This is a genomic window from Pseudomonas soli (genome assembly GCF_900110655.1).
In the GTDB taxonomy this organism is placed as follows: Bacteria; Pseudomonadota; Gammaproteobacteria; order Pseudomonadales; family Pseudomonadaceae; genus Aquipseudomonas; species Aquipseudomonas soli.
Genome location: NZ_FOEQ01000005.1, coordinates 58,681 through 84,252, shown reverse-complemented (window position 1 = coordinate 84,252; position 25,572 = coordinate 58,681). Strand labels below are relative to the sequence as shown.

Annotated in this window: 23 protein-coding genes; 8 read left to right on the top strand and 15 right to left on the bottom strand. The window is 64.2% G+C overall.

Going from position 1 to position 25,572, the window contains the following annotated elements; genetic code table 11:
* Window positions 1-29: 29 nt before the first annotated feature.
* Genes BMY03_RS13150 through BMY03_RS13135 form a run of 4 tightly spaced genes read right to left on the bottom strand, consistent with a single transcriptional unit; the run spans window position 30 to window position 2,637 of the window.
* Window positions 30-1,349, bottom strand: a complete 1,320-nt coding sequence (locus tag BMY03_RS13150) for a sensor histidine kinase (protein WP_094011303.1) — start codon at window positions 1,347-1,349, stop codon at window positions 30-32.
* Complete coding sequence (locus tag BMY03_RS13145; RefSeq protein WP_023632693.1) at window positions 1,346-2,014, bottom strand: response regulator transcription factor; 669 nt, start codon at window positions 2,012-2,014, stop codon at window positions 1,346-1,348. Before BMY03_RS13145 ends, BMY03_RS13150 begins: the two co-directional genes overlap by 4 nt.
* The gene (locus BMY03_RS13140) at window positions 2,015-2,329 is read right to left on the bottom strand and encodes a PepSY domain-containing protein (RefSeq protein ID WP_023632694.1); all 315 of its coding nucleotides are present in this window, start codon (window positions 2,327-2,329) and stop codon (window positions 2,015-2,017) included.
* Window positions 2,329-2,637 carry a PepSY domain-containing protein gene (locus tag BMY03_RS13135; protein ID WP_094011302.1) on the bottom strand — a complete coding sequence of 103 codons (309 nt, stop codon included), beginning with the start codon at window positions 2,635-2,637 and terminating at the stop codon, window positions 2,329-2,331. Before BMY03_RS13135 ends, BMY03_RS13140 begins: the two co-directional genes overlap by 1 nt.
* A 194-nt stretch (window positions 2,638-2,831) precedes the next feature.
* Here BMY03_RS13135 and BMY03_RS13130 point away from each other — a divergent pair, with 194 nt between their 5' ends.
* Both BMY03_RS13130 and queD read left to right on the top strand, forming a co-directional pair.
* On the top strand, window positions 2,832-3,911 hold the full coding sequence (locus tag BMY03_RS13130; RefSeq protein WP_094011301.1) for a patatin-like phospholipase domain-containing protein: 1,080 nt from the start codon (window positions 2,832-2,834) through the stop codon (window positions 3,909-3,911).
* A 53-nt stretch (window positions 3,912-3,964) separates the two neighbouring features.
* The gene (gene queD, locus BMY03_RS13125; protein ID WP_023630589.1) at window positions 3,965-4,321 is read left to right on the top strand and encodes a 6-carboxytetrahydropterin synthase QueD; all 357 of its coding nucleotides are present in this window, start codon (window positions 3,965-3,967) and stop codon (window positions 4,319-4,321) included.
* Between the two features lie 8 nt (window positions 4,322-4,329).
* Here the strand turns inward: queD and BMY03_RS13120 are convergent, their stop codons facing one another.
* Both BMY03_RS13120 and BMY03_RS13115 read right to left on the bottom strand, forming a co-directional pair.
* Entirely contained in the window at window positions 4,330-4,935 is a 606-nt protein-coding gene (locus BMY03_RS13120) for a hypothetical protein (protein WP_031315091.1), read from the bottom strand.
* A 71-nt stretch (window positions 4,936-5,006) separates the two neighbouring features.
* The gene (locus tag BMY03_RS13115) at window positions 5,007-5,474 is read right to left on the bottom strand and encodes a DUF1289 domain-containing protein (protein WP_023630591.1); all 468 of its coding nucleotides are present in this window, start codon (window positions 5,472-5,474) and stop codon (window positions 5,007-5,009) included.
* 407 nt (window positions 5,475-5,881) lie between these two features.
* Here BMY03_RS13115 and acnB point away from each other — a divergent pair, with 407 nt between their 5' ends.
* Window positions 5,882-8,491: a bifunctional aconitate hydratase 2/2-methylisocitrate dehydratase gene (acnB, locus tag BMY03_RS13110; RefSeq protein ID WP_023630592.1), complete on the top strand. Its 2,610-nt coding sequence runs from the start codon at window positions 5,882-5,884 to the stop codon at window positions 8,489-8,491.
* A 182-nt stretch (window positions 8,492-8,673) separates the two neighbouring features.
* Here acnB and prpD read toward each other — a convergent pair whose 3' ends face one another.
* From prpD to BMY03_RS13080, 6 genes are all read right to left on the bottom strand, one after another.
* The gene (prpD, locus tag BMY03_RS13105; RefSeq protein ID WP_094011300.1) at window positions 8,674-10,158 is read right to left on the bottom strand and encodes a 2-methylcitrate dehydratase; all 1,485 of its coding nucleotides are present in this window, start codon (window positions 10,156-10,158) and stop codon (window positions 8,674-8,676) included.
* 68 nt (window positions 10,159-10,226) lie between these two features.
* Entirely contained in the window at window positions 10,227-11,417 is a 1,191-nt protein-coding gene (gene prpF / locus BMY03_RS13100) for a 2-methylaconitate cis-trans isomerase PrpF (RefSeq protein WP_023630594.1), read from the bottom strand.
* 107 nt (window positions 11,418-11,524) lie between these two features.
* Window positions 11,525-14,113 carry a Fe/S-dependent 2-methylisocitrate dehydratase AcnD gene (gene acnD, locus BMY03_RS13095; protein WP_094011299.1) on the bottom strand — a complete coding sequence of 863 codons (2,589 nt, stop codon included), beginning with the start codon at window positions 14,111-14,113 and terminating at the stop codon, window positions 11,525-11,527.
* Between the two features lie 156 nt (window positions 14,114-14,269).
* A complete protein-coding gene (gene prpC / locus BMY03_RS13090; RefSeq protein WP_094011298.1) occupies window positions 14,270-15,397 on the bottom strand; it encodes a bifunctional 2-methylcitrate synthase/citrate synthase in 1,128 nt (375 codons plus the stop codon).
* 95 nt (window positions 15,398-15,492) lie between these two features.
* Complete coding sequence (prpB, locus tag BMY03_RS13085) at window positions 15,493-16,383, bottom strand: methylisocitrate lyase (protein ID WP_094011297.1); 891 nt, start codon at window positions 16,381-16,383, stop codon at window positions 15,493-15,495.
* Window positions 16,380-17,096 carry a GntR family transcriptional regulator gene (locus BMY03_RS13080; protein ID WP_094011296.1) on the bottom strand — a complete coding sequence of 239 codons (717 nt, stop codon included), beginning with the start codon at window positions 17,094-17,096 and terminating at the stop codon, window positions 16,380-16,382. The genes prpB and BMY03_RS13080 overlap by 4 nt, the downstream gene beginning before the upstream one ends.
* 285 nt (window positions 17,097-17,381) lie before the next feature.
* Between BMY03_RS13080 and rloA the strand changes: the two genes are divergently transcribed.
* The 5 genes from rloA (at window position 17,382) to BMY03_RS13055 (ending at window position 22,864) form a co-directional block, all read left to right on the top strand.
* Window positions 17,382-17,918, top strand: a complete 537-nt coding sequence (gene rloA, locus BMY03_RS13075; protein WP_023629916.1) for a retropepsin-like aspartic peptidase RloA — start codon at window positions 17,382-17,384, stop codon at window positions 17,916-17,918.
* Window positions 17,919-17,923: 5 nt separating this feature from the next.
* A complete protein-coding gene (gene rloB / locus BMY03_RS13070) occupies window positions 17,924-19,459 on the top strand; it encodes an osmotic stress tolerance membrane protein RloB (protein ID WP_046854910.1) in 1,536 nt (511 codons plus the stop codon).
* Entirely contained in the window at window positions 19,459-20,439 is a 981-nt protein-coding gene (locus BMY03_RS13065; RefSeq protein WP_038706442.1) for an alpha-L-glutamate ligase-like protein, read from the top strand. The genes rloB and BMY03_RS13065 overlap by 1 nt, the downstream gene beginning before the upstream one ends.
* A gap of 234 nt (window positions 20,440-20,673) precedes the next feature.
* A complete protein-coding gene (gene pabB / locus BMY03_RS13060; RefSeq protein WP_094011295.1) occupies window positions 20,674-22,017 on the top strand; it encodes an aminodeoxychorismate synthase component I in 1,344 nt (447 codons plus the stop codon).
* Between the two features lie 112 nt (window positions 22,018-22,129).
* Window positions 22,130-22,864 carry a phosphoadenylyl-sulfate reductase gene (locus BMY03_RS13055; RefSeq protein ID WP_094011294.1) on the top strand — a complete coding sequence of 245 codons (735 nt, stop codon included), beginning with the start codon at window positions 22,130-22,132 and terminating at the stop codon, window positions 22,862-22,864.
* 37 nt (window positions 22,865-22,901) lie between these two features.
* Here the strand turns inward: BMY03_RS13055 and cysB are convergent, their stop codons facing one another.
* The 3 genes from cysB to BMY03_RS13040 all read right to left on the bottom strand — a co-directional run bounded on the left by cysB (window position 22,902) and on the right by BMY03_RS13040 (window position 25,559).
* A complete protein-coding gene (gene cysB / locus BMY03_RS13050) occupies window positions 22,902-23,876 on the bottom strand; it encodes an HTH-type transcriptional regulator CysB (protein ID WP_094011293.1) in 975 nt (324 codons plus the stop codon).
* A 127-nt stretch (window positions 23,877-24,003) separates the two neighbouring features.
* Window positions 24,004-24,501 (bottom strand): universal stress protein, encoded by a 498-nt coding sequence (locus BMY03_RS13045; RefSeq protein ID WP_023630447.1) that lies wholly within the window; start codon window positions 24,499-24,501, stop codon window positions 24,004-24,006.
* A 95-nt stretch (window positions 24,502-24,596) separates the two neighbouring features.
* A complete protein-coding gene (locus BMY03_RS13040; protein WP_094011292.1) occupies window positions 24,597-25,559 on the bottom strand; it encodes a putative 2-dehydropantoate 2-reductase in 963 nt (320 codons plus the stop codon).
* Between the last annotated feature and the right edge of the window lie 13 nt (window positions 25,560-25,572).

Here is a 25,572-nt window from a genome sequence, read left to right as displayed (position 1 = left end):
GATCTGCCCCGCGATTGGGCCGGCTCCGATCAACGCCCCTTGCGCGGCAGTTCGATACTGACCCGTAGCCCGCCCAGCGGGCTTTCCAGCAGCGCGATGCGCCCACCCCAGGCCTCGACGATATCGCGCACGATGCCCAGCCCCAGGCCATGGCCATCGACCTGCTCGTCCAGCCGCGAACCACGCTCGAGCACTTGCAGGCGTTGCCCCTCAGGGATGCCCGGGCCATCGTCATCGACCCACAGCTGGTAACCCTCGGTGGTTGGCGCGATGCCCAGGCGCACCTCGCTGTCGGCCCATTTGCAGGCGTTGTCCAGCAGGTTGCCGAGCAGCTCCAGCAAATCCTCGCGGTCCCAGGGCAGCAACAAGCCTGGAGCCACGTCGCGCTCGAGCAGCAGGCCTTCGCCATGGATCATCCCCAACGTCGCCAGCAGCCCGGGCAGTTCGCCATCGCAGTCGAACTGCGCACCGGGCAAGGCATCGCCGGCCAGGCGCGCGCGGTTGAGTTCGCGGGCCAGGCGTTGCTGGATCTGCTCCAGTTGCTCACGCATCTGCGCGCGCACCTCGGGCAGCGCCTGCAGGCGTTCGCTGGCAGCCAGGCTGACAAGCACCGCCAGCGGCGTCTTCAAGGCATGACCGAGGTTGCCCAGGGCATTGCGCGAACGGCGCAGGCTGTCTTCGGTATGGGTCAGCAGGTGGTTGATCTGGTCCACCAGCGGCTGCAGCTCGCTGGGCACCTCGGCATCCAGTTGCGAGCGCTGACCCTGCTGCAACTGGGCGATCTGCTGGCGCGCCCGCTCCAGCGGGCGCAACGAGCGGGTCACGGTGAGGCGTTGCAGCACCAGGACCAATATCAACGCCACCAGCCCCAGGCCCAGGCCGATCTGTTGCATGCGCCGGAAGCCCTCACGCACCGGTGAATAGTCCTGGGCCACGCTGATCGAGATGTCCTGGCCCAGGCGCCGGTAGTCCCCACGATAGGCCAGCAGTTGCTGGCCCTCGGGGCCGAGTTCGTGACCGTCGTCCAGGCCGGGCTTGCCGGGCTTGGGCATGTCCATGTCCCATAACGAACGGGAGCGCCAGGTACCCTGGTCGAAATCAATGCGGAAGTAGTAGCCCGAGAACGGCTGCTGGTAGGCTGCCGACAGGCGTCGCTCGTCCAACTGCAGGCCGGACGGGCCACGCACCAGCGCCACCAGCAGGTTTTCGCTTTCCTTGCGCAGGCCAGCTTCCAGGTAACGCTGCAGGCCCGCCTCGAACAGCCACAAGGTCAACTGCGCCAGGACCAGCCCAACCACTACCAGTACCGCCACCAGGCCCAGGCTCAGGCGCGCCTGGATCGACTTCACGCAGCACTCCCGGCGTACACGTAGCCCTGGCCGCGGCGAGTCTCGATCACGCTACGCCCCAGTTTGCGCCGCAGGTGGTTGACGTGCACTTCCAGCACATTGGAATCACGCTCGGTTTCGCCGTCGTAAAGGTGCTCGGCCAGGTGGCTCTTGGACAGCACCTGCCCCGGATGCAGCATGAAATAGCGCAACAGGCGAAACTCGGCGGCAGTGAGCTGGACATCGACACCCTCACGACTCACGCACTGGCGCGACTCGTCCAGATGCAGGCCGGCCGCTTCCAGTTTCGGCTGGTTGGCCAGCCCCTTGGCCCGGCGCAACAGGGCCTGGATGCGCAGTTGCAGCTCCTCGGGGTGGAAGGGCTTGCTCAGATAGTCGTCAGCCCCGGCCTTGAGTCCCTCGATACGCTCGGCCCAGGAGCCACGGGCGGTGAGGATCAGCACCGGGGTGGGCAGGCCGCTCGCGCGCCATTGCCCCAGCACTTCGAGCCCCGGCAGCCCGGGCAGGCCCAGGTCGAGGATGATCAGGTCGTAGGGTTCGCTCTGGCCCTGGTATACCGCATCGCGGCCATCGGCCAGCCAGTCCACGGCGTAACCCTGGCGCTGCAGGGTGGCGGTCAGTTCATCGGCCAGGGGAACATTGTCCTCGACAAGCAGCAGGCGCATTCAGTCGTCTTCCTCGTCTTTGAGCAGCGCGCCGGTGCGGGCGTCGAGCTTGATCTCGCGCACCACGCCCGCCGGGGTCAGCAGTTCGACCTCGTACTCGTAGCGCTCGTGCTTCTCTTCCAGTTCCGCCTCCAGCAGCCGTGCCCCGGGGTAACGCCCCAGGGCGGCTTCGAGCAATTGCTCCAGCGGCAGGATGATGCCCTTTTGCCGAAGCTCCAGGGCTTCATCCTGGTCCAGGTCGCGCGCGGCGGCCAGCGAACAGACGGTCAACAGGGCCAAGGCCAGGTAGCGTGCCGTTCGCGGTAGTGCAGGCATCAGTTGTCTCGCTCGTCCTTCAGGACTTCACCGGTCTTGGCATCCAGGTCCACGTCCCATTCGACGTTCTGGGCATCACGCAGGTCGACCTTGTAGATATAACGGCCGTACTCGTTCTCGAGCTCCGAGTCGGTCACGGTGGCGCCGGGATGCTTGGCCACAGCGACGGCCTTCAGTTCATCCAGCGACTTGATGGTCTTGGCGTTCACCAGCTTGACCACTTCATCGGGCTGAACATCCTTGGCGAAGGCGGCATTGGCACCGAAAGCAAGGGCGGTGGCGGTGAACAGGGCAGTCAAAGTTTTCATGAGGTTCTCTCCAGCGAGATGTGCAATTTGTCTACGGGGTTAAGATTAACCACCGGTCCTTAACTCAACCTGAAAACAGCTGGCCGCATGATAGCGCAGCTTGCGGCCTTGTCGCGGCCACGTGGGGCGGTGATGGCATCGCCGCCTCGCAATAAAGCCCTATACTGCCCGCCTGCCCTGCCCGAGACCCCGCCATGAGCGCCATCCACATCAAGTATCCCGCCCTGACCTTCAAGGCCGGCCAGCGCGCCTTGCGGCAGATCCGCGAGCGCGGCCTGCTGGCCGCCGATGTCGGCGTGCTGCCGGGCGCCGCCGGTGGCCCCAAGCCCTTGGGAATCCAGGGCCTGGACCTGGCGCTGTTCGGTGAATGGCTGCCGACGGCACCACGGCAACGGGCATTGATCGGCGCCTCGATCGGCTCCTGGCGTTTCGCCAGTGCCTGCCTCGACGACCCGGTGGCCGGCATCCGCCGCCTGGGCGAGCTGTATACCGAGCAGGATTTCGCCAAGGGCGTGACCCCCAGGGAAATCAGCCAGAGCTGCCAACGCATGCTCGACGACCTGCTGCAGGGCCACGATGGGCAGATCCTCGCCAACCCGCACTATCGCCTGAACATCCTGGTGGTGAAGAGCCACGGCCAGCTCGCCCACGATCACCGCGGCCGCCTGGGCGTGGGGCTGGGCTCGGTGATCGCCAGCAACCTGCTGGGCCGCTCGCGCCTGGCCCGACACTTCGAGCGCGTGATCCTGCACGATCAACGTGCCGCGCCACCGCTGGAGGCGCTCACCGACTTCCCTTCGCGCAGCCTGCCACTGGACCTGGCCAACCTGCGCCACGCCCTGCTCGCCTCGGGTTCGATCCCGATGGTCATGGAGGGTGTACGCGACATCCCCGGCGCGGGTGCCGGCACCTACCGCGACGGCGGCTTACTCGACTACCATCTGGACCTGCCCTACCGCGGCGACGACCTGGTGCTCTATCCGCACTTCACCGACAAGGTGGTGCCCGGCTGGTTCGACAAGGCCCTGCCCTGGCGCAAGGGCGATGCCACGCGCCTGCAGAACGTGCTGCTGATGACCCCGTCGCCGCAGTACCTGGCCGCCCTGCCCTACGGCAAGCTGCCGGATCGCAACGACTTCAAGCGTTTCATGGGCGATGCGCCGAGCCGCAAGCGTTACTGGTACAAGGCCATCGCCGAAAGCCGGCGCCTGGGCGACGAACTGCTGGAGCTGATCGCCACCGGGCGGTTGCAGGATCGGTTGCAAGCCTTGTAGCGGGCATGCTGGTAGACTGCGCGCATTGTTGATTCACACAGAGTTATGCCAGCGTGGAAATTTTCAAAGAGTTCACATTCGAATCGGCTCACCGCCTGCCCAACGTCCCTGCCGGGCACAAGTGCGGCCGCCTGCATGGCCATTCGTTCAAGGTCGCCCTGCACCTGACCGGCCCGCTCGATCCGCACACCGGCTGGATCCGCGACTTCTCCGAGATCAAGGCGATCTTCAAGCCGATCTACGAGCAGCTGGACCACAACTACCTGAACGACATTCCGGGCCTGGAAAACCCTACCAGCGAAGTGATCGCCAAGTGGATCTGGGATCAGGTCAAGCCGCTGCTGCCGGAACTGTCGAAAGTGCGCATCCACGAGACCTGCACCAGCGGTTGCGAGTACACCGGGGACTGAACAGCCGCTCAGGTTTTCGGCCTAGGGTGTGGCGGCACGGGCACTTCGTGCACCTCCAGGCTTACCATTCCCCTGACCCCTTTCCAATCATCGAGGTACGACCGGGTCAAATCGCTGATGCGCCGCACGGCCTTGCCTTTTGGGCTGTACCACTGCAGATTGCAGCGCCGTGCGCCAGGCGCCAAGCTTGCAGGGTCGAGGCCTTCCAGCTGCCAAAGCGGCGCCGTAGGCTCATACCACCGGTAGGGCTCGGTCGGCACGTCGTACATGCCCAGGTAGCCATCGATGTTGGTATCAAGCACCCTCTCCAGCCTTGGCCAGAGCTCCAACGTAGCTCCCGAGTAAGCCGGCCGGATGTCGTAGGCGTACTGCTCGCCGAGCGCGTACACGCCGAACCAGAACGTATTGCACAATATTTTATCGGACTGGCGCGGCGGCTCGGGCTCGCATCGTACCCACCCATCATCACGGTCGCCGCTGTCGAACGTGACCCAGACAGGCATTGCCTCGGAGGCGGCCGGCGGCCAGTGGCGACAATCCAGGCGCTTGTCCTTATGCTGCCACCAGCAGCGTGCGTTGAAACACAACATGGGTTGGAACTGGTAGTAACTCAAGATGACTCTCCCGACCGTGAGTAGAGAGTCATCCTCGCCAGACCTGCCCACACAAGGCAGAGGGAAACAGGTTACTCACCGATCTGCTGCAGAAACGCCGGCGCGATGTAGCGCTGGTAGTGCGCCTCGGAGAGCAAAAAGAATTCCCGGTCGATGGCGTCGCGCAGCTGTGGCAGCTCCCAGTCGCGGAACTCCGGCAGCAAGGCCATCCCGTAGGCCTCCAGGTCGCGAATCATCCGCGCCCCGCGGGCGATCAACTGGTAGGCCCAGCAATATTCCGACTGCTGTGCCACATAGCGGATCGAGCGCTGTTCGAGCTGCTCGCGCAAGCGCGCTTTGTCGAACACTTCCAACTTGGCCATCATCACCTGCACCAGCAGTTGCTCCAGGCGCAGCCACACGGCGCGCTTCTGCTCGTCGTCGTAGCCGTTCCAGTGGATCACTTCGTGGTGAAAGCGCTTGCAGCCGCGGCAAACCAGGTCTCCGTAGACGGTGGAGCAGAGGCCGACGCAAGGCGTCTTGATGGATTGGTTGGACATGTAAAAACAACGGCTTGGCGGGGGAACACGGCCCCATGTTAGCCCTTTGTCTAACCAGGGTCACCCGTTAAAGTCTTCTTCGCCGCCTTACTTTCGGCTAATTTTTGCCGTAGAATCACTCCGCCTTTTCAAGGCAACCATGTCCGTTGGAAGCTGTTTTCAAAGCGTCACGAGCACAGTTCATCCGGTAGAACGGCGTTGGCCCTGTCCATGCGAGCGCATGGCCACGGCCAACCCCTCATCAGCCTTCCGTTCTACAGGCGTAAAACTTTGAAAACAGCTTCTGTAAGGATTCTCTGCGACCCTGGCTTGCCGGCTCAAAAAGCCGTCTTCAGCGCATGGGTGCAGGAGAATGCTGGATGAGCGTCCCGGACTCCCTTTAGGGACCACTGATGAGGGTAATAACTGTGCTTGAAGCCTACCGCAAACATATCGAAGAGCGTGCCGCTCTGGGTATCGTGCCCCAGCCGCTGAACGCCGAACAAACTGCAGGCCTGGTCGAGCTGCTGAAAAACCCGCCGGCCGGCGAAGAAGCCTTCCTCGTAGACCTGATCACCAACCGCGTTCCGCCAGGAGTGGACGAAGCCGCCTACGTCAAGGCCGCTTTCCTCTCCGCTGTCGCCAAGGGTGAAGCCAAGTCGCCGCTGATCGACCGCAAGCACGCCACCGAGCTGCTGGGTACCATGCAGGGCGGCTACAACATCGAAACGCTGGTCGCGCTGCTGGACGACGCCGAACTGGGCGCCGTCGCGGCCGAACAGCTCAAGCACACCCTGCTGATGTTCGATGCCTTCCACGACGTGGCCGAAAAAGCCAAGGCGGGCAATGCCCACGCCAAGGCCGTGCTGGAATCCTGGGCTGCCGGCGAGTGGTTCACCTCGCGTCCAGCCATCGCCGAAAAATACACCCTGACCGTGTTCAAGGTGCCTGGCGAAACCAACACCGACGACCTGTCCCCTGCTCCGGACGCCTGGTCGCGCCCTGACATCCCGCTGCACGCCCTGGCCATGCTGAAGATGGCCCGCGACGGCATCGAGCCTTCGCAGCCTGGTTCGGTCGGCCCGCTGGCGCAGATCGAAGCGGTCAAGGCCAAGGGCTTCCCGGTCGCCTACGTCGGTGACGTGGTCGGTACCGGTTCCTCGCGTAAATCGGCCACCAACTCGGTGCTGTGGTTCTTCGGCGACGACATCCCGTATGTACCGAACAAGCGCGCCGGTGGTTTCTGCTTCGGCACCAAGATCGCCCCGATCTTCTACAACACCATGGAAGACGCCGGCGCCCTGCCGATCGAGTTCGACTGCACCAACCTCGCCATGGGCGACGTCATCGACGTCTACCCGTTCAAAGGTGAAGTGCGCCGCCACGACAGCGACGAACTGGTCACCAGCTTCGAGCTGAAGACCGAAGTGCTGCTGGACGAAGTCCGCGCTGGCGGTCGTATCCCGCTGATCGTCGGCCGTGGCCTGACCGAGAAAGCCCGTGCCGAGCTGGGCCAGGCCCCATCGGACCTGTTCAAGAAGCCAGAGCAACCTGCCGCTTCGACCAAGGGCTTCACCCTGGCGCAGAAGATGGTCGGCCGCGCCTGCGGTCTGCCGGAAGGCCAGGGCGTGCGCCCAGGTGCCTACTGCGAGCCGAAGATGACCACCGTCGGCTCCCAGGACACCACTGGCCCGATGACCCGCGACGAGCTGAAAGACCTGGCGTGCCTGGGCTTCTCCGCCGACCTGGTAATGCAGTCGTTCTGCCACACCGCGGCCTATCCGAAGCCGATCGACGTCACCACCCACCACACCCTGCCAGACTTCATCCGCACCCGTGGCGGCGTGTCGCTGCGCCCGGGCGACGGCATCATCCACAGCTGGCTGAACCGCATGCTGATGCCTGACACCGTCGGCACCGGTGGCGACTCGCACACCCGCTTCCCGATCGGCATCTCGTTCCCGGCAGGTTCGGGCCTGGTGGCCTTCGCCGCCGCCACCGGCGTCATGCCGCTGGACATGCCGGAGTCGATCCTGGTGCGTTTCAAGGGCAAGCTGCAGCCTGGTATCACCCTGCGTGACCTGGTCCATGCCATCCCTTACTACGCCATCCAGAAAGGCCTGCTGACCGTCGAGAAGAAAGGCAAGAAGAACGCCTTCTCCGGACGCATCCTGGAGATCGAAGGCCTCAACGACCTTACCGTCGAGCAAGCCTTCGAGCTGTCCGACGCCTCGGCCGAACGCTCCGCCGCCGGTTGCACCATCAAGCTGCCGGAGAAGGCCATCGCCGAGTACCTGCAGTCCAACATCACCCTGCTGCGCTGGATGATCGGCGAAGGCTACGGCGATGCCCGCACCCTGGAGCGCCGCGCCCAGGCCATGGAAGCCTGGCTGGCCAAGCCTGAGCTGCTGTCGGCCGACGCCGATGCCGAGTACGCCGAAATCATCGAAATCGACCTGGCCGACGTCAAGGAGCCTGTGCTCTGCGCGCCGAACGACCCGGACGACGCCCGCCTGCTGTCTTCGGTACAGGGCGAGAAGATCGACGAAGTGTTCATCGGTTCGTGCATGACCAACATTGGTCACTTCCGCGCTGCCGGCAAGCTGCTGGACAAGGTCAAGGGCGGTATCCCGACCCGTCTGTGGCTGGCCCCGCCAACCAAGATGGACGCCCACCAGCTGACCGAAGAAGGCTACTACGGCATCTACGGCAAGGCTGGCGCGCGCATGGAAATGCCAGGCTGCTCGCTGTGCATGGGTAACCAGGCACGTGTACAGACCGGTTCGACCGTGGTCTCCACCTCGACCCGTAACTTCCCGAACCGTCTGGGCGATGCCACCAACGTGTACCTGGCCTCGGCCGAGCTGGCTGCTGTCGCTTCGATCATCGGCAAGCTGCCGACCGTTGAAGAGTACATGCAGTACGCCAAGGACATCGACAGCATGGCTGCCGACGTCTACCGCTACCTGAGCTTCGACCAGATCGCCGAGTTCCGCGAAGCCGCGGCCAACGCCAAGATCCCGGTGGTTCAGGCGTAAGCAGCTGCAAGTGGTAAGTTAAAAGCGGTAAGAAGAAGCCCCGGTAGAGATACCGGGGCTTTTTTATTAGAGGCGCCGGCCTCATCGCTGGCAAGCCAGCTCCCACAGGATCGCGCAGTGCTCAAGGTCAGCGCCAAACCTGTGGGAGTGGCTTGCCAGCGATGAGGCCGCAACAGACAACATCAAATCACGAACAGATCGACAAACCTGTGCACGGGCATTGCCTCCAGTCTCTCCTGGTCCTTGCACAACGCCACGATCTCCTCACAGCGCTGCCGCGCAAATCGCGTCGCCAGGTTCTCCCTGAACTTCGCCTCCAGCAATGGCATCCCCTCCTCCCGCCGGCGTCGATGCCCGAGCGGGTACTCCACCACCACTTGCGGCGTGTGCGAGCCATCCTTGAAGAACACCTGCACGCCATTGGCAATGGAACGCTTGTCGGCCTCCAGGTACTCGCGACTGAAGCGCGGATCCTCGACGATCACCATCTTCTCGCGCAAGCGGTCGATGCTCGGATGAGCGGCATGGAAGGCATCTTCGTAGTGCTCGGCCACCAGGTCACCGAATATCAACGGCACCGCCGTCATGTATTGCAGGCAGTGGTCGCGGTCCGCAGCGTTGGCCAGCGGCCCTTCCTTGGAAATGATGCGGATCGCCGACTCGTGGGTGGTGATGACGATGCGGTCTATCTCGTGCAGGCGGTTGCGCACCTGCGGGTGCAGGATCACCGCGGCTTCGCAGGCCGTCTGGGCATGAAATTCGGCGGGGAAGCTGATCTTGAACAGCACGTTTTCCATCACATAGCTGCCCAGCGGCTGCGGCAGGCGCAGCTCACGCTGCGCCTCGGGCTTGAGCGCCAGGTCCTTGTTGGAGTGGCTGAACGACACGTCATAGAACCCCCACTGCCTGGCGGTCAGCGCACCGGGCACACCCATCTCGCCTCGCAGCGCGATATCGGCCAGGCGCACGCCACGACTGGAGGCATCCCCCGCCGCCCACGACTTGCGCGACCCGGCATTGGGCGCATGACGGTAGGTGCGCAGGGCCTGGCCATCGACGAAGGCGTGAGAGAGTGCTGACAGCAATTGTTCGCGGCTGGCGCCCATGAGCTTGGCACACACTGCTGTCGAGGCGACCTTGACCAACAGCACATGGTCCAGGCCAACCCGGTTGAAGGAGTTCTCCAGTGCCAGCACGCCCTGGATCTCATGGGCCATGACCATGGCATCGAGCACCTCGCGCATGGCCAGGGGCGCCTCGCCATTGGCCACGCGCTTTTGCGACAGGTGATCGGTGACCGCCAGGATGCCACCGAGGTTGTCCGAGGGATGACCCCACTCCGCCGCCAGCCAGGTGTCGTTGTAGTCCAGCCAGCGGACGATGCAGCCGATGTCCCAGGCCGCCTTGACCGGGTCAAGGTGGTAGCTGGTGCCCGGCACGCGGGCGCCATGGGGGACGATCGTGCCTTCGACCAACGGGCCAAGATGCTTGGTGCATTCGGGGAAGCGCAGGGCCAGCAGGCCGCAGCCCAGAGTGTCCATCAGGCAGTGGCGGGCGGTGTTCAGCGCCTCGGAGGATGTGACGCGGTAGCCGAGCACATAGTCGGCGAGGGTCTGCAGCACCTGATCGTAGTCGGGGCGGGTGTTGAGGTCTACGTTTGCGCTCATTCGTGGCTCCTTGATAACAGGGGCCGCAAAGCGGCCCCGCTCAACGAATGCCGAGCACTACTGATGCCTTAGAAACTATCACCGGGCACGCGTACCCAGCCCTCCATCAGCACCCGAGCGCTTCGGCTCATGATTGCCTTGGTCACGGTCCATTGCCCGTCCACCTGACGCGCCTCGGCCCCGACCCGCAGTGTCCCAGACGGATGGCCGAAACGCACGGCACTTCGTTCCCCGCCACCGGCAGCCAGGTTGACCAGCGTCCCGGGAATCGCCGCGGCAGTACCGATGGCCACCGCTGCGGTGCCCATCATCGCGTGGTGCAGCTTGCCCATCGACAGCGCACGCACCAGCAAGTCGATCTCTTCGGCAGGCACGGCTTTGCCACTGGAGGCAGTGTAGGTGCTCGGCGCCGCGACGAAGGCCACTTTCGGCGTGTGCTGGCGCCCGGCGGCCTGATCGATATGTTCGATCAGCCCCATGCGCACGGCGCCATGGGCACGGATGGTCTCGAAACGCTGCAATGCGGCGGTATCGCCGTTGATGGCGTCCTGCAACTCGCTACCGGTATAGCCGATATCAGCGGCATTGACGAAAATGGTCGGGATACCGGCATTGATCAGGGTGGCCTTGAAGGTACCGACGCCCGGCACCTCGAGGTCGTCGACCAGGTTACCGGTGGGAAACATCGCCCCGCCCCCGCCATCCTCGTCGGCAGCCGGGTCGAGGAACTCCAGCTGCACCTCGGCGGCCGGGAAGGTCACGCCGTCAAGTTCGAAATCGCCGGTTTCCTGCACCTCGCCCTCGGTGACCGGCACATGGGCGATGATGGTCTTGCCAATGTTGGCCTGCCAGATCCGCACGGTAGCGAGGCCATTGCGTGGAATGCGGCTCGCATCGACCAGCCCGCCGCTGATGGCGAACGAGCCGACTGCGGCGGACAGGTTGCCGCAGTTGCCGCTCCAGTCGACGAAGGCCTTGTCGATCGAGACCTGGCCGAACAGGTAGTCGACGTCGTGGTCGGGCTTGATGCTTTTCGACAGGATCACCGTCTTGCTGGTGCTGGAGGTGGCGCCACCCATGCCGTCGATCTGCTTGCCGTATGGGTCGGGGCTGCCGATCACCCGCAGCAGCAGGGCGTCACGGGCCGGGCCTGGAACCTGCGCGCGCTCGGGCAAGTCTTGCAGGCGGAAGAACACGCCTTTGCTGGTACCGCCACGGATGTAGGTGGCGGGGATTTTTACCTGTGGTGCATGTGCCATGGTTAATGTTCCTTATCCGTCCATGGGAGCGGGCTTGCCCCGCGATGGCGATGTCTTGGCCATCGCGGGGCAAGCCCGCTCCCATGGACCGCTATGCATCATCTGCGTTATGCCGTGCCTTCCAGGAAGTCCTGGGCAAAGCGCTGCAACACCCCACCCGCCTCATAGATCGACACCTCTTCGGCGGTATCCAGGCGGCAGGTCACCGGCACCTCGACACGCTCGCCGTTGCGCCGCGTGACCACCAGGGTCAGCGTCGCCCGCGGCTTGCGCTCGCCCAGCACGTCATAGGTCTCGCTGCCGTCCAGGCCCAGGGTGTTGCGGTCGGTGCCTGCCTTGAACTCCAGCGGCAGCACGCCCATGCCCACCAGGTTGGTCCGGTGGATGCGCTCGAAGCCCTCGGCGACAATCGCCTCGACGCCCGCCAGACGCACACCCTTGGCCGCCCAGTCACGGGACGACCCCTGGCCGTAGTCGGCACCGGCGACGATGATTAGCGGCTGCTTGCGCTGCATGTAGGTCTCGATGGCCTCCCACATGCGGGTCACCTTGCCTTCCGGCTCGATACGCGCCAGCGAACCCTGCTTCACGCTGCCGTCGTCCTTGCGCACCATCTCGTTGAACAGCTTGGGGTTGGCGAAGGTGGCGCGCTGCGCGGTCAGGTGGTCGCCACGGTGGGTGGCGTAGGAGTTGAAGTCTTCCTCCGGCAGGCCCATCTTCGCCAGGTATTCACCGGCGGCGCTATCCAGCAGGATGGCGTTGGACGGCGACAGGTGGTCGGTGGTGATGTTGTCCGGCAGCACCGCCAGAGGGCGCATGCCGCGCAGGGTACGCTCACCGGCCAGGGCGCCTTCCCAGTACGGCGGGCGGCGAATGTAGGTACTCATCGGACGCCAGTCGTACAGCGGCGCGACCTTCGGCCCCTTGTCTTCCTCGATGGCGAACATCGGGATGTACACCTGGCGGAACTGCTCGGGCTTGACCGAGGCACGCACCACGGCGTCGATCTCTTCATCGCTCGGCCAGATGTCCTTGAGGCGGATTTCCTTGCCGTCGACCACGCCCAGCACGTCCTTCTCGATGTCGAAACGGATGGTACCGGCAATGGCGTAGGCCACCACCAGCGGCGGCGACGCGAGGAACGCCTGCTTGGCGTAGGGGTGGATACGCCCGTCGAAGTTGCGGTTGCCCGACAGCACCGCGGTGGCGTACAGGTCGCGATCGATGATCTCCTGCTGGATCACCGGGTCGAGCGCGCCGGACATGCCATTACAGGTGGTGCAGGCGAAGGCGACGATGCCGAAGCCCAATTGCTCCAGCTCCTGTTCCAGGCCTGCTTCCTTCAGGTACAGCTGCACCGCCTTGGAGCCCGGCGCCAGCGACGACTTGACCCACGGCTTGCGCACCAGGCCAAGCTTGTTGGCGTTGCGGGCGATAAGGCCAGCGGCGATCACGTTGCGCGGGTTGCTGGTGTTGGTGCAGCTGGTGATGGCGGCGATGATCACCGCGCCATCCGGCATCTGCCCCGGCACTTCTTGCCATTGCCCGGCAATGCCCTTGGCCGCCAGGTCGCTGGTGGCCACGCGCGCGTGCGGGTTGGACGGGCCTGCCATGTTACGCACCACGCTCGACAGGTCGAAGCTCAGGGTGCGCTCATACTCGGCCTTGGCCAGACTGTCGGCCCACAGGCCGGCGACCTTGGCGTAGGTTTCCACCAACTGCACCTGCTGGTCATCGCGGCCAGTCAGCTTGAGGTAGTCGATGGTCTGCTGGTCGATGGCGAACATCGCCGCGGTGGCGCCGTACTCCGGGGCCATGTTGGAGATGGTGGCGCGGTCGCCCAGGGTCAGCGCGCTGGCGCCGGCACCGTGGAATTCGAGGTAGGCGCCGACCACCTTCTGCTTGCGCAGGAACTCGGTCAGGGCCAGTACCAGGTCGGTAGCGGTGATGTTCGGCGCCAGGCGCCCGGCCAGCTCGACGCCGACGATCTCCGGCAGGCGCATCCACGAGGCGCGGCCGAGCATGACGTTTTCGGCCTCCAGGCCACCGACACCGATGGCGATCACGCCCAGGGCGTCGACATGCGGCGTATGGCTGTCGGTGCCGACGCAAGTGTCAGGGTAGGCCACGCCGCGGTCGTTGTGGATCACCGGCGACATCTTCTCCAGGTTGATCTGGTGCATGATGCCGTTGCCCGGCTGGATCACGTCGACGTTCTTGAACGCCTGCTTGGTCCAGTTGATGAAGTGGAAGCGGTCTTCGTTGCGGCGGTCTTCAATGGCGCGGTTCTTGTCGAACGCCTGCGGATCGAAGCCACCGCATTCCACGGCCAGCGAATGGTCGACGATCAGTTGCACCGGCACCACCGGATTGACCGCGGCCGGGTCGCCGCCTTTGTCGGCGATGGCGTCACGCAGCCCGGCGAGGTCGACCAGGGCGGTCTGGCCAAGGATGTCGTGGCACACCACGCGGGCCGGGAACCAGGGGAAGTCGAGGTCGCGCTTGCGCTCGATCAGTTGCTCGAGCGATGCATCGAGGGTGGCCGGATCGCAGCGACGCACCAGGTTTTCCGCCAGCACGCGGGAGGTATACGGCAGGCCGTCGTAAGCGCCGGGCTTGATCGCCTCGACCGCGGCACGGGCGTCGAAGTAGTCCAGGGCGGTCCCTGGCAGGTTCTTGCGGAATGCGGTGTTCATATCGTTATCGGGCTCACGGTATTCGGTTTGCAGGTCAGGCCTTTGGGGGCGCTGCGCCCCCATCGCCGGCAAGCCGGCTCCCACAGCAACGCATGGACATTGTGGGAGCCGGCTTGCCGGCGAAAGGGCTGCATGGCAGCCCTAGCGGTCGTTGCCTCAGCGCTGCTCGATCGGCACGAACTGGCGCTGCTCGACGCCGACGTACTCGGCGCTCGGGCGGATGATGCGGTTGTTGGCGCGCTGCTCGAACACGTGCGCGGCCCAGCCGGTCAGGCGCGAGCAGACGAAGATCGGGGTGAACAGCTTGGTCGGGATGCCCATGAAGTGGTACGCCGAGGCGTGGTAGAAGTCGGCGTTGGGGAACAGGCGCTTCTGCTCCCACATGGTCTTGTCGATGGCTTCGGAGACCGCGTACAGGACCTTGTCGCCCACTTCGTCGGCCAACTGCTTGGCCCAGCCCTTGATCACCTCGTTGCGCGGGTCGGACTCTTTGTAGATGGCATGACCGAAGCCCATGATCTTGTCCTTGCGCTCGAGCATGCGCAGCAGCTCGGCAGTGGCTTCCTGCGGGCTCTGGAAGCGCTCGATCAGCTCCATGGCCGCCTCGTTGGCACCACCGTGCAGCGGACCGCGCAGCGAGCCGATGGCGGCGGTCACGCAGGAGTACAAATCGGACAGGGTCGAGGCGCAGACCCGGGCAGTGAAGGTCGAGGCGTTGAATTCGTGCTCGGCGTAAAGGATCAGCGAGACGTTCATCACCTTGACGTGCAGCTCGCTGGGCTTCTTGCCGTGCAGCAGGTGCAGGAAGTGGCCGCCCAGGGTGTCTTCGTCGCTGCTGCAGTCGATACGCACGCCGTGGTGGGTGTAGCGGTACCAGTAGCACATCACCGCCGGGAACAGCGCCAGCAGGCGGTCGGTCTTGTCGCGCTGGGTGTCGAAGGTCAGCTCGGGCTCCAGGGTACCGAGCACCGAGCACCCGGTACGCATCACGTCCATCGGGTGTGCATCGCGCGGGATGCGCTCGAGCACTTCCTTCAGCGCTTGCGGCAGGTCGCGCAGCCCCTTGAGCTTGCGCTTGTAGTCGACAAGCTCGGCCTTGCTCGGCAGCTCGCCGTAGAGCAGCAGGTAGGCCACTTCCTCGAACTCGGCGCCTGCGGCCAGGTCGCGCACGTCATAGCCGCGGTAGGTCAGGCCGGCGCCGGCCTGGCCGACGGTCGACAGCGCGGTCTGGCCGGCCACCTGGCCACGCAGGCCCGCCCCACTGAGTACTTTTGCTTCGGCCATGGTGTTTCTCCTTTCTTGAATTTGTTATCGAAGTCTTGCTGGCTAATCCTGGTGATTCGTACCGGCCCTGTCGCAGGGCCGGTACAGGCATTCGCTTACCCTTTCTTCTGCGCGAACAATGCATCGAGGCTCTGCTCGAAGGCGTGGTAGCCGATGGCATCGTAGAGCTCCATGCGGGTCTGCATGGTGTCGATCACGTTCTTCTGGGTGCCGTCGCGGCGCAGCGCGGTGTAGACGTTCTCGGCCGCCTTGTTCATGGCGCGGAAGGCCGACAGCGGATAGAGCACCAGTGACACGTCGACCGAAGCCAGTTCCTCGGTGGTGTACAGCGGCGTGGCGCCGAACTCGGTGATATTGGCCAGGATCGGCGCCTTCACCCGTTCGGCGAAGGTCTTGTACATGTGCAATTCGGTGATCGCCTCGGGGAAAATCATGTCGGCGCCAGCCTCGACGCAGGCGGCGGCACGATCCAGCGCGGCATTGAGACCTTCCACCGCCAGGGCATCAGTGCGCGCCATGATCACGAAGCTGTCATCGCTGCGAGCATCCACGGCCGCCTTGATGCGGTCGACCATCTCCTGCTGCGAGACGATCTCCTTGTTCGGGCGGTGACCGCAGCGCTTGGCGCCGACCTGGTCCTCGATATGGATGGCGGCGGCGCCGAACTTGCTCATCGACTTGACGGTGCGGGCGACGTTGAAGGCCGAGGCGCCGAAGCCGGTGTCGACATCCACCAGCAGCGGCAGGTCGCACACGTCGGTGATGCGCCGCACATCGGTGAGCACGTCGTCCAGGCCGCTGATGCCCAGGTCCGGCAAGCCCAGGGAGCCGGCGGCGACACCGCCGCCGGAGAGGTAGATGGCCTTGAAACCGGCGCGCTTGGCCAGCAGGGCGTGATTGGCGTTGATGGTCCCGACCACCTGCAGCGGATGTTCGGCGGCGACCGCGTCGCGGAAACGCTGGCCGGGCGTGCTCTTCACTGTCATGACTCACCTCGTGGGCTATTGTTGTCGGCACCCTGGTAGTGGCGCTCGATATTGCGTTTGGACGCGCCGATGTGGCGGCGCATCAGGAGTTCTGCTAGCTCACCGTCGTGGGCTTCGATGGCATCGAGGATACGGTGGTGCTCGGCGAAGGCCTGGCGCGGGCGGTTGGGCGTGGAGGAGAACTGGATGCGGTACATCCGCACCAGTTGGTACAGCTCGCCGCAGAGCATCTTGTACAAGGTCTGGTTGCCGCTGCCCTGGATGATCCGGTAGTGGAAGTCGTAATCGCCTTCCTGTTGGTAGTAGCCCTGCCCGGCCTGGAACGCTGCATCGCGCTCATGGGTATCGAGCACATGGCGCAGTTCGTCGATGGCGGCCTGGCTCATGCGCTCGGCGGCCAGGCGGCAGGCCATGCCTTCGAGCGACTCACGGATTTCGTACAGTTCGATCAGCTCGGCGTGGCTCAGCGATACCACCCGGGCGCCGACATGCGGCACGCGCACCAGCAGGCGCTGGCCTTCGAGACGGTGGATGGCCTCGCGCAGCGGGCCGCGGCTGATGCCGTAGGTGCGCGCAAGTTCAGGCTCTGAAATCTTGCTGCCAGGGGCGATCTCGCCCTTGACGATGGCGGCCTGGATACGCCGAAAGACATGCTCAGAGAGGGTCTCGGTCTCGTCCTGCGGCACTGCCACGGCCTGGGATACATCCAGCATGATTGTCGACACCTTGCAAATCGATGACGGCAAAACTAGCTAAATAGACAGCCACAGTCAAAGACAAAAAGAACATTGTCGACAATCGTCTAATAACGAACTAACCAAGCCTAGCCGCGGTCAGATCGCGGGCGCGCTGGCGTCAAGGCACCGGCGTGATAGAATGCCGCGCTCCTTCGGGAGCATGGATAGTGTGTCTGTCATCATTTCATGCCCATGACAGATCAATGAGGACGCTTGGCCAGTCGCCTTGCCCTGAACTTTGCACAGCACCGCGCCAGGATTATGAGACTCAAACCCGCTTCATTGCTGCTCTGCCTGACCCTGCTGCCGGCACTCGCGCCCGCGGCCGAAAAGACCGTGTACGGTCTCAACGAGTACGCCCGCCTGGGCGACCTTGACCTGGAAGTGGCAGCCAAGCTCGATACCGGCGCCAAGACCGCCTCGCTCAGTGCCCGCGACATCAAGCGCTTCAAGCGCAACGGCGAGAGCTGGGTGCGCTTCTACCTGGCCATCGACGCCGCGCACAAGCACCCCATCGAACGCCCCCTGGCCCGCGTCAGCAAGATCAAGCGCCGCGCCGGGGACTATGACGCCGACTCGGGCAAGGCCTACACTGCGCGTCCAGTCATCGAACTCGACATCTGCATGGGCCAGACGCGACGCACCATCGAGGTCAACCTCACCGACCGCAGCGCCTTCCAGTTCCCGCTGCTGATCGGCTCCGAGGCCCTCAAGCACTTCGGTGCGCTGGTCGACCCAAGCCTTAAATACGCGGCCGGCAAACCTGCCTGTGCCACCGAAGCTCCCAAAGCAGAGTAATTCCGATGCGCTCTCTTACCCTCCACTTGAAAGTCCTGATCACCGTCCTGGTGGTGCTGGGCATCGCGATCACGGCCTACCAGATCTTCGCCCTCGGCATCCCGGTGACCGAGGACGAGACCGATGACCTGTGGAACATCGACGCCAAGGTCGAGTTCGTTGCCAGCGCCAAGGACCCGGTCAAGGTGCAGATGTTCGTGCCCCCGCTGAACCGTGACTACGTGAGCCTCAACGAGAGCTTCATCTCCAACAACTATGGCGTCAGCGTCAACCGCGCCGACGGAAACCGCAAGGTGACCTGGTCGGCCCGTCGCGCCAGCGGCAACCAGACTCTTTACTACCGCCTGGTGCTGACCAAGCGCTACAGCACCGAGAAGGCCAAGATCAAGGGCCCGACCTTCCGCGACAGCCTGGCGGTCGAAGGCCCGGAGAAGATCGCCGCCGAAGCACTGATGGCACCGATCCGCCAGCACTCGGCCGACGTCGAGACCTTCGTCAGCGAGACCATCAAGCGCGTCAACAACGCCAACGACGACAACGCCAAGCTGCTGCTGGCCGGCGACAACTCACCGCTGAAGAAAGCCCAGGTCATCGACTTGCTGCTGTCCATCGCCCACGTCCCGCTGGAGAAGGTCCACACCATCCGCCTGGTGGCCGACACCCCGCAGAGCCCTGAACTGTGGCTGCGCAGTTTCAACGGCAACGACTGGCTGTACTTCAACCCGGAGACCGGTGAGCAAGGCCTGCCCAGCGACCGCCTGCTGTGGTGGACCGGCGACGACAACCTGATCACCGTCGATGGAGGCAAGAAGGCCACCGTCACCTTCAGCATGAACAACAGCGAGATGAACGCCATCCGCCTGGCCAAGCTGACCGACGAGAACACCGACGCCGACTTCCTCGAATACTCGCTGTACGGCCTGCCGCTGCAGACCCAGCAGACCTTCATGATCATGGTGATGATCCCGATCGGCGTGCTGGTGATCCTGGTGCTGCGCAACCTGATCGGCATCCAGACCCTGGGCACCTTCACCCCGGTGTTGATCGCCCTGGCCTTCCGCGAGACGCAACTGGGCTTCGGCATCATTCTGTTCACGGTGATCACCGCCCTGGGCCTGTCGCTGCGCTCTTACCTGGAACACCTCAAGCTGCAGATGCTGCCCCGCCTGTCGGTGGTGTTGACCTTCGTCGTGGTGCTGATCGCCGCCATCAGCCTGTTCAGCCACAAGCTGGGCCTGGAACGCGGCTTGTCGGTGGCGCTGTTCCCGATGGTGATCCTGACCATGACCATCGAACGCCTGTCGATCACCTGGGAAGAACGTGGCGGCGGCCATGCCATGAAAGTGGCCGTCGGCACCCTGTTCGCCGCCTCCATCGCGCACCTGCTGATGACCGTGCCGGAAGCCGTGTACTTCGTCTTCACCTTCCCGGCGGTGCTGCTGATCCTGGTGGGCTTCATGCTGGCGATGGGTCGCTACCGCGGCTACCGCTTGACCGAGCTCGTGCGCTTCAAGGCATTCCTGAAGAAGGCTGACGCCTGATGTTCGGCCTGATCAAGACGTGGAAAGCCCTGGAGGCCCGGGGCATCATGGGCATCAACCGGCGCAACGCTGACTACGTGTTGAAGTACAACAAGCGCCACCTGTACCCGATCGTCGACGACAAGATCATTACCAAGGAGCGCGCCCTGGCGGCCGGCATCCATGTGCCGGAGATGTACGGCATCATCGAGACCGAGAAGCAGATCGAGAAGCTCGACGAGATCATCGGCGGGCGCAGCGACTTCGTCATCAAGCCGGCCCAGGGCGCCGGCGGTGACGGCATCCTGGTGATCGCCGACCGCTTCGAGGACCGCTACCGCACGGTTTCGGGCAAGATCATCAGCCACGAGGAGATCGAGCACCAGATCTCCAGCATCCTTACCGGCCTGTATTCGCTGGGCGGGCACCGCGACCGCGCGCTGATCGAGTACCGGGTCACCCCGGACCAGATCTTCAAGAGCATCAGCTATGAGGGCGTGCCCGACATCCGCATCATCGTGCTGATGGGCTACCCGGTGATGGCCATGCTGCGCTTGCCGACCCGCCAGTCCGGCGGCAAGGCCAACCTGCACCAGGGCGCCATCGGCGTCGGCGTGGACCTGGCCACCGGCCTGACGCTGCGCGGCACCTGGCTGAACAAGATCATCAGCAAGCACCCCGACACCACCAACGCGGTCGACGGCGTGCAGCTGCCGAACTGGGACGGCTTCATGAAGCTTGCCGCCAGCTGCTACGAGCTGTGCGGCCTGGGCTACATCGGTGTGGACATGGTGCTGGACCAGGACAAGGGCCCGCTGATCCTCGAGCTCAACGCCCGCCCCGGCCTGAACATCCAGATCGCCAACGACTGCGGGCTCACGCAACGCACCCACGCCATCGAGGCGCACCTGGAGATGCTGGCCAAGGAAGGTCGCAGCGAGGATGCCGAGCAACGCGTGAAGGTTTCGCAAGGCCTGTTCGGACACGTTCATCCGCAGTGATGCTCGGGGGCTGCTCTGCAGCCCTTTGCGGTTCGTCGCTACTACAAGCCAGTTCCCAAAAGGATCACACACCACCTGTGGGAGCCGGCTTGTCGTGACGACGAACCGCGGCGAAAGGGTCGCATAGCGTCCCCGAGGCGAGACACAACATGCGAATGTCGCTGCCGACGCTAGGCGCATCCCCCCCACAGGTCTACAATCGCCCTCCTCGCTTTTTCATCGCCGTCCACTCTGATGCCGACCTGTACGCTGCACCCCCTGCCCTACCAGCCCGACCCCGCCTTCTACTTCGAACGCCTGCGCCGCGCGCCCGGCGCGATCCTGCTCGACAGCGCCCGTCCGGGTGCCGAACGCGGTCGCTACGACCTGCTCAGCGCCTGGCCCCTGCAACAGCTGCAGGCACACAGCGATGAAGACGGCCAGGTTTACCTGCAGCGCCTGCGCCAGGCACTGGCGGACCTTGGGGAAGCCCGACTGCCCGAGGGCATAGAGCTGCCCTTCGCCGGCGGCCTGATCGGCTACCTGAGCTACGACTTTGGCCGGCGCCTGGAGCAATTGCCGACGCACGCTGTCGACGACCTCGGCCTGCCCGACGCCCGGCTGGGGCTGTATGCCTGGGCACTGGTGTCCGACCATCGGCTGTGCAGCAGCCAGCTCGTGTTCCACCCGCGCCTGCCCGAGGACGAACGGCAACGGCTCATCGCGTTGTTCGAGGCCAGCACCCCGGGCGATAGCGGTGACTTCCACCTGCTGACCCCCATGACCGGCGACCTTCGCCCCGAGCAGTACCGGGGGGCGTTCGATCAGGTGCAGCGCTACATCCAGGCCGGCGACTGCTACCAGATCAACCTCACCCAGCGCTTCCGCGCACCCTGCCAGGGCGACCCATGGCGCGCCTACCAGGCCCTGCGCGCCGCCTGCCCGACGCCGTTTTCCGGCTACCAGCAGCTGGATGAAGGCACAGCCCTGCTGAGCTTCTCGCCCGAACGCTTCATCCACGTCAGCCAAGGCGAGGTCGAGACCCGGCCGATCAAAGGTACCCGCCCGCGCTCTGCCGACCCCGCCGAGGACGCCCGCAACGCTGCCGAGTTGCTAGCCAGCCCCAAGGACCGCTCGGAAAACCTGATGATCGTCGACCTGCTGCGCAATGACATCGGCCGCACCTGCCAGATCGGCTCGGTGAAGGTGCCGGAGCTGTTCAGCCTGGAGAGCTACCCCAACGTCCACCACCTGGTCAGCAGCGTGGTCGGCCACCTGGCCGCCGACAAGGATGCCCTGGATCTGATTGCAGGCAGCTTCCCCGGCGGCTCGATCACCGGCGCTCCAAAAATCCGCGCCATGCAGATCATCGATGAGCTGGAACCGACACGCAGAACCCTGTACTGCGGCTCGCTGCTATACCTCGACGTGCGCGGCGAGATGGACAGTTCGATCGCCATCCGCAGCCTGCTGGTCAAGGACGGTCAGGTCAGTTGCTGGGGCGGTGGCGCGGTGGTGGCTGATTCGGATTGGCAGGCCGAATACGAAGAGTCGATCGCCAAGGTGCGCGTGCTGATGGAAACGCTGCAAGCCTTGTAGAACTCCGTGGGAGCGGGTTGCCCCGCGATCGCCAGGCGTCTGCCCCGCCATTTTTTGTTACCATCTGACCACTACGAGCGCACAGCGCCACTCACCCGATGGAAACCGCCTGATGAGCCAACCCTTCGACGTCGCCGCCCTGGCCGCGACCTACGCCAGCAAGTCCCCGCAGGAGATCCTCAAGCTCGCCTTCGAACACTTCGGCGACGAGCTGTGGATCTCCTTCAGCGGTGCCGAGGATGTGGTGCTGGTGGACATGGCCTGGAAGCTGAACAAACAGGTCAAGGTGTTCAGCCTCGATACCGGTCGCCTGCACCCGGAAACCTACCGCTTCATCGACCAGGTGCGCGAGCAGTACAACCTGCCGATCGAAATCCTCAGCCCGAACCGCGATAAGCTCGACCCGTTCGTCAAGGAAAAGGGCCTGTTCAGCTTCTACAAGGACGGCCATGGCGAGTGCTGCGGCATCCGCAAGATCGAGCCGCTGCGCCGCAAGCTGGCCACCGTGAGCGCCTGGGCCACCGGCCAACGTCGCGACCAGAGCCCCGGCACCCGCAGCCAGGTGGCGGCCCTGGAAATCGACAGCGCCTTTTCAACTCCCGAACGCCCCCTGTACAAGTTCAACCCGTTGGCGCAGATGACCAGCGAGGAAGTCTGGGGCTATATCCGCATGCTCGAACTGCCCTACAACAGCCTGCACGAGCGCGGCTTCATCAGCATCGGCTGCGAGCCGTGCACTCGCCCGGTGCTGCCGAACCAGCATGAGCGCGAAGGACGCTGGTGGTGGGAGGAGTCGACCCAGAAGGAATGCGGGTTGCACGCGGGCAACCTGATCAGCAAGGCATAAACGACTGGGGCCGCAAAGCGGCCCCAGTTATTTCAGGTCAGTGCACCGGCAGCTCGACACCCTCGAACAGCTCTTCGAGCTCCTGCTTGTTGTGGCACTGGATCGCCTTGGCCATCACCTCGCGAGTCAGGTGCGGCGCGAACTTCTCGATGAAGTCGCACATGAAACCACGCAGGAAGGTGCCGCGACGGAAGCCGATCTTGGTGATGCTGGCCTCGAACAACTCGCTGGCATCCAGGCACACCAGGTCGCTGTCGAGTTTCGGGTCCACCGCCATCTTGGCCACGATACCCACGCCCAGGCCCAGGCGCACATAAGTCTTGATCACGTCGGCGTCGGCGGCGGTGAACACCACCTTCGGCGTCAGGCCACGGTGGTTGAACGCCTCGTCGAGCTTGGAACGGCCAGTGAAGCCGAATACATAGGTGACGATCGGATACTCGGCCACTGACTCCAGGGTCAGCTTCGGCAGCTTGGTCAGTGGGTGCCCCTGAGGCACTACCACGCAACGGTTCCACTTGTAGCACGGCATCATGATCAGATCGCCGAACAACTCAAGGGCTTCGGTGGCAATGGCGAAGTCGACGGTACCGTCGGCCGCCATCTCGGCGATCTGCATCGGCGAGCCCTGGTGCATGTGCAGGGCGACTTCCGGGTATTGCTTGATGAAGTTGCTGATCACCGGCGGCAGCGCATAGCGCGCCTGGGTATGGGTGGTGGCGATCGACAATGTGCCTTTCTTCTCGTTGGAGAATTCCTGGGCGATCTGCTTGATGCTCTCGACCTTGCGCAGAATCTCGCCGGCGGTACTGATGATGCGCTCGCCCGCTGGGGTGACGCGAGTCAGATGCTTGCCACTGCGGGCGAAGACTTCGACGCCCAGCTCATCCTCGAGCAGGCGAATCTGCTTGCTGATGCCAGGCTGGGAGGTGTAGAGGCTCTGCGCCGTCGCGGAAACGTTGAGGTCATGGTGCGCTACTTCCCAGATGTAGCGCAGTTGCTGAAGCTTCATAGATATCCCTCAAAGGCGGTAGGTCACCGGCGCGCCGGCAGCGACGAGTTATAACTATATTAGTGGCTTGAGAAATAAATCTAGAACTATTTTGTTACGTCCGTAGGAAAACGCCCTACCGCCAGGCTCACACTTTCCTACGTCCAAGATGCTGGGCCAACGGCACCATGTACACCGGCACCGGCGACAGTTGCAGCAGCCGCACGGCCGTGCGACCGATCGGCACATCCACTCCCGCCCCTGCACTGTGGCTGCCGAAAATCAGCAGATCGACCGCCAGGCGCTGGGCCTGTTCGAGGATCACCTGGGCAGGGTCCCCCTGACGCACCCGTACTGCACGGATCAGCGCCAGGTCGGCGACCTCACCCAGCTCTTCGCGAAAGTTCTCCAGCACCCGCTGCTCGATATTGGCCATGACGGTATTGACGCCCTCACTGTGCAACGTGTCGAGGGTTTGTTCGTCCAGGTAACTTTGCAGCAAGGATTCAGCGAACTGCCCCATAGGCTCCACGGCATGAATCACATACAGCTCTGCGTTGAAGGTCCGCGCCAGGGCCAGAGCGTGCTGCATGATGAAGGGCGCATACACACCGAGGTCCGTGGCGAACAGCATGGAACGGATCATTCGACCTCCTCGACTGCCGCGACGGCAGAGCAAGCTTGAGCTTAGCAGCGCCATGGACAGCCGCCTGGCCGTCCGGCGCAGGGCCACCGCGACCTTCAGGCCGAGCGGTTGCGCCGGTCGATAAACATAAGGGCCTGATATAGCGCCTGCATGCGCGGCAGCTCGCAACCAGCCGCACGGGCACGGGCCAAGGGTTCGGCGTAGATTGCCTGCAGTTCCAACGGCCGCTGCAAGGCATGATCGTGGTACATGCTTGGCCAGTAGTCCGGCATCTTCTCGGTGACGCGGAACAGGTGCTCGGCGTAACCCGCCGGCAGCTCACGGCCACAGGCCTTGGCGCCCGCCACCACTTCGGCCATCAACGCCTGGATCAGCGCACGGCTGTCGGCATCGCTCATCAAAGGTGTGGTGCTGGCCTGCAGCAGCACCGAAAGGCCGTTGTAGGGTACGTTCCACACCAGCTTCTGCCACCGCGCCTGGTCGAGGTCGGCCATGGCCTGGGAATCGATGCCCGCAGCCCGGAACAGCGCCGCTCCCTCCTCCACCACGACCGCTGCATCATCTGGTGCGGGCCCACTGTGATAGCCAAGGTTCACCGCGCCCAGCGACTGGTGACGAATCACCCCGGGGCGCTCGCGGTTGACACAGATGAAGCACAACCCGCCCAGCAGGTGCATGTCCGGGCGCAAGGCCGGGCGCAGTTGCTCCTCGACCCCAAGGCCGTTCTGTAGCAATACCACCCTGGCCTGCGGTGCTGCGGCTTGTACGATCAAGGGCGCCAGTTCGGCATTGCTGGTGGCTTTGGCCCCTACCAGTAGCCAGTCGCAAGGCGGCATGTCGGCGGCAGAGGCGTAGGCCTGCACGGACATGCGCACCTGACCATGCACGGCGCTGTCTAGCTGCAGCCCCTGCTCACGCACGACCTGATATTCACTGCGCAGCAGAAAGTGTACGTCGAAACCGGCTCGGGCCAGCATCACGCCATAGAAGCCACCGATTGCGCCGCTGCCGATGATGCCGATGCGGGGATTGCCCACCTGAGGGTCGAGGGATGCCATGCAGTGCTCCTGG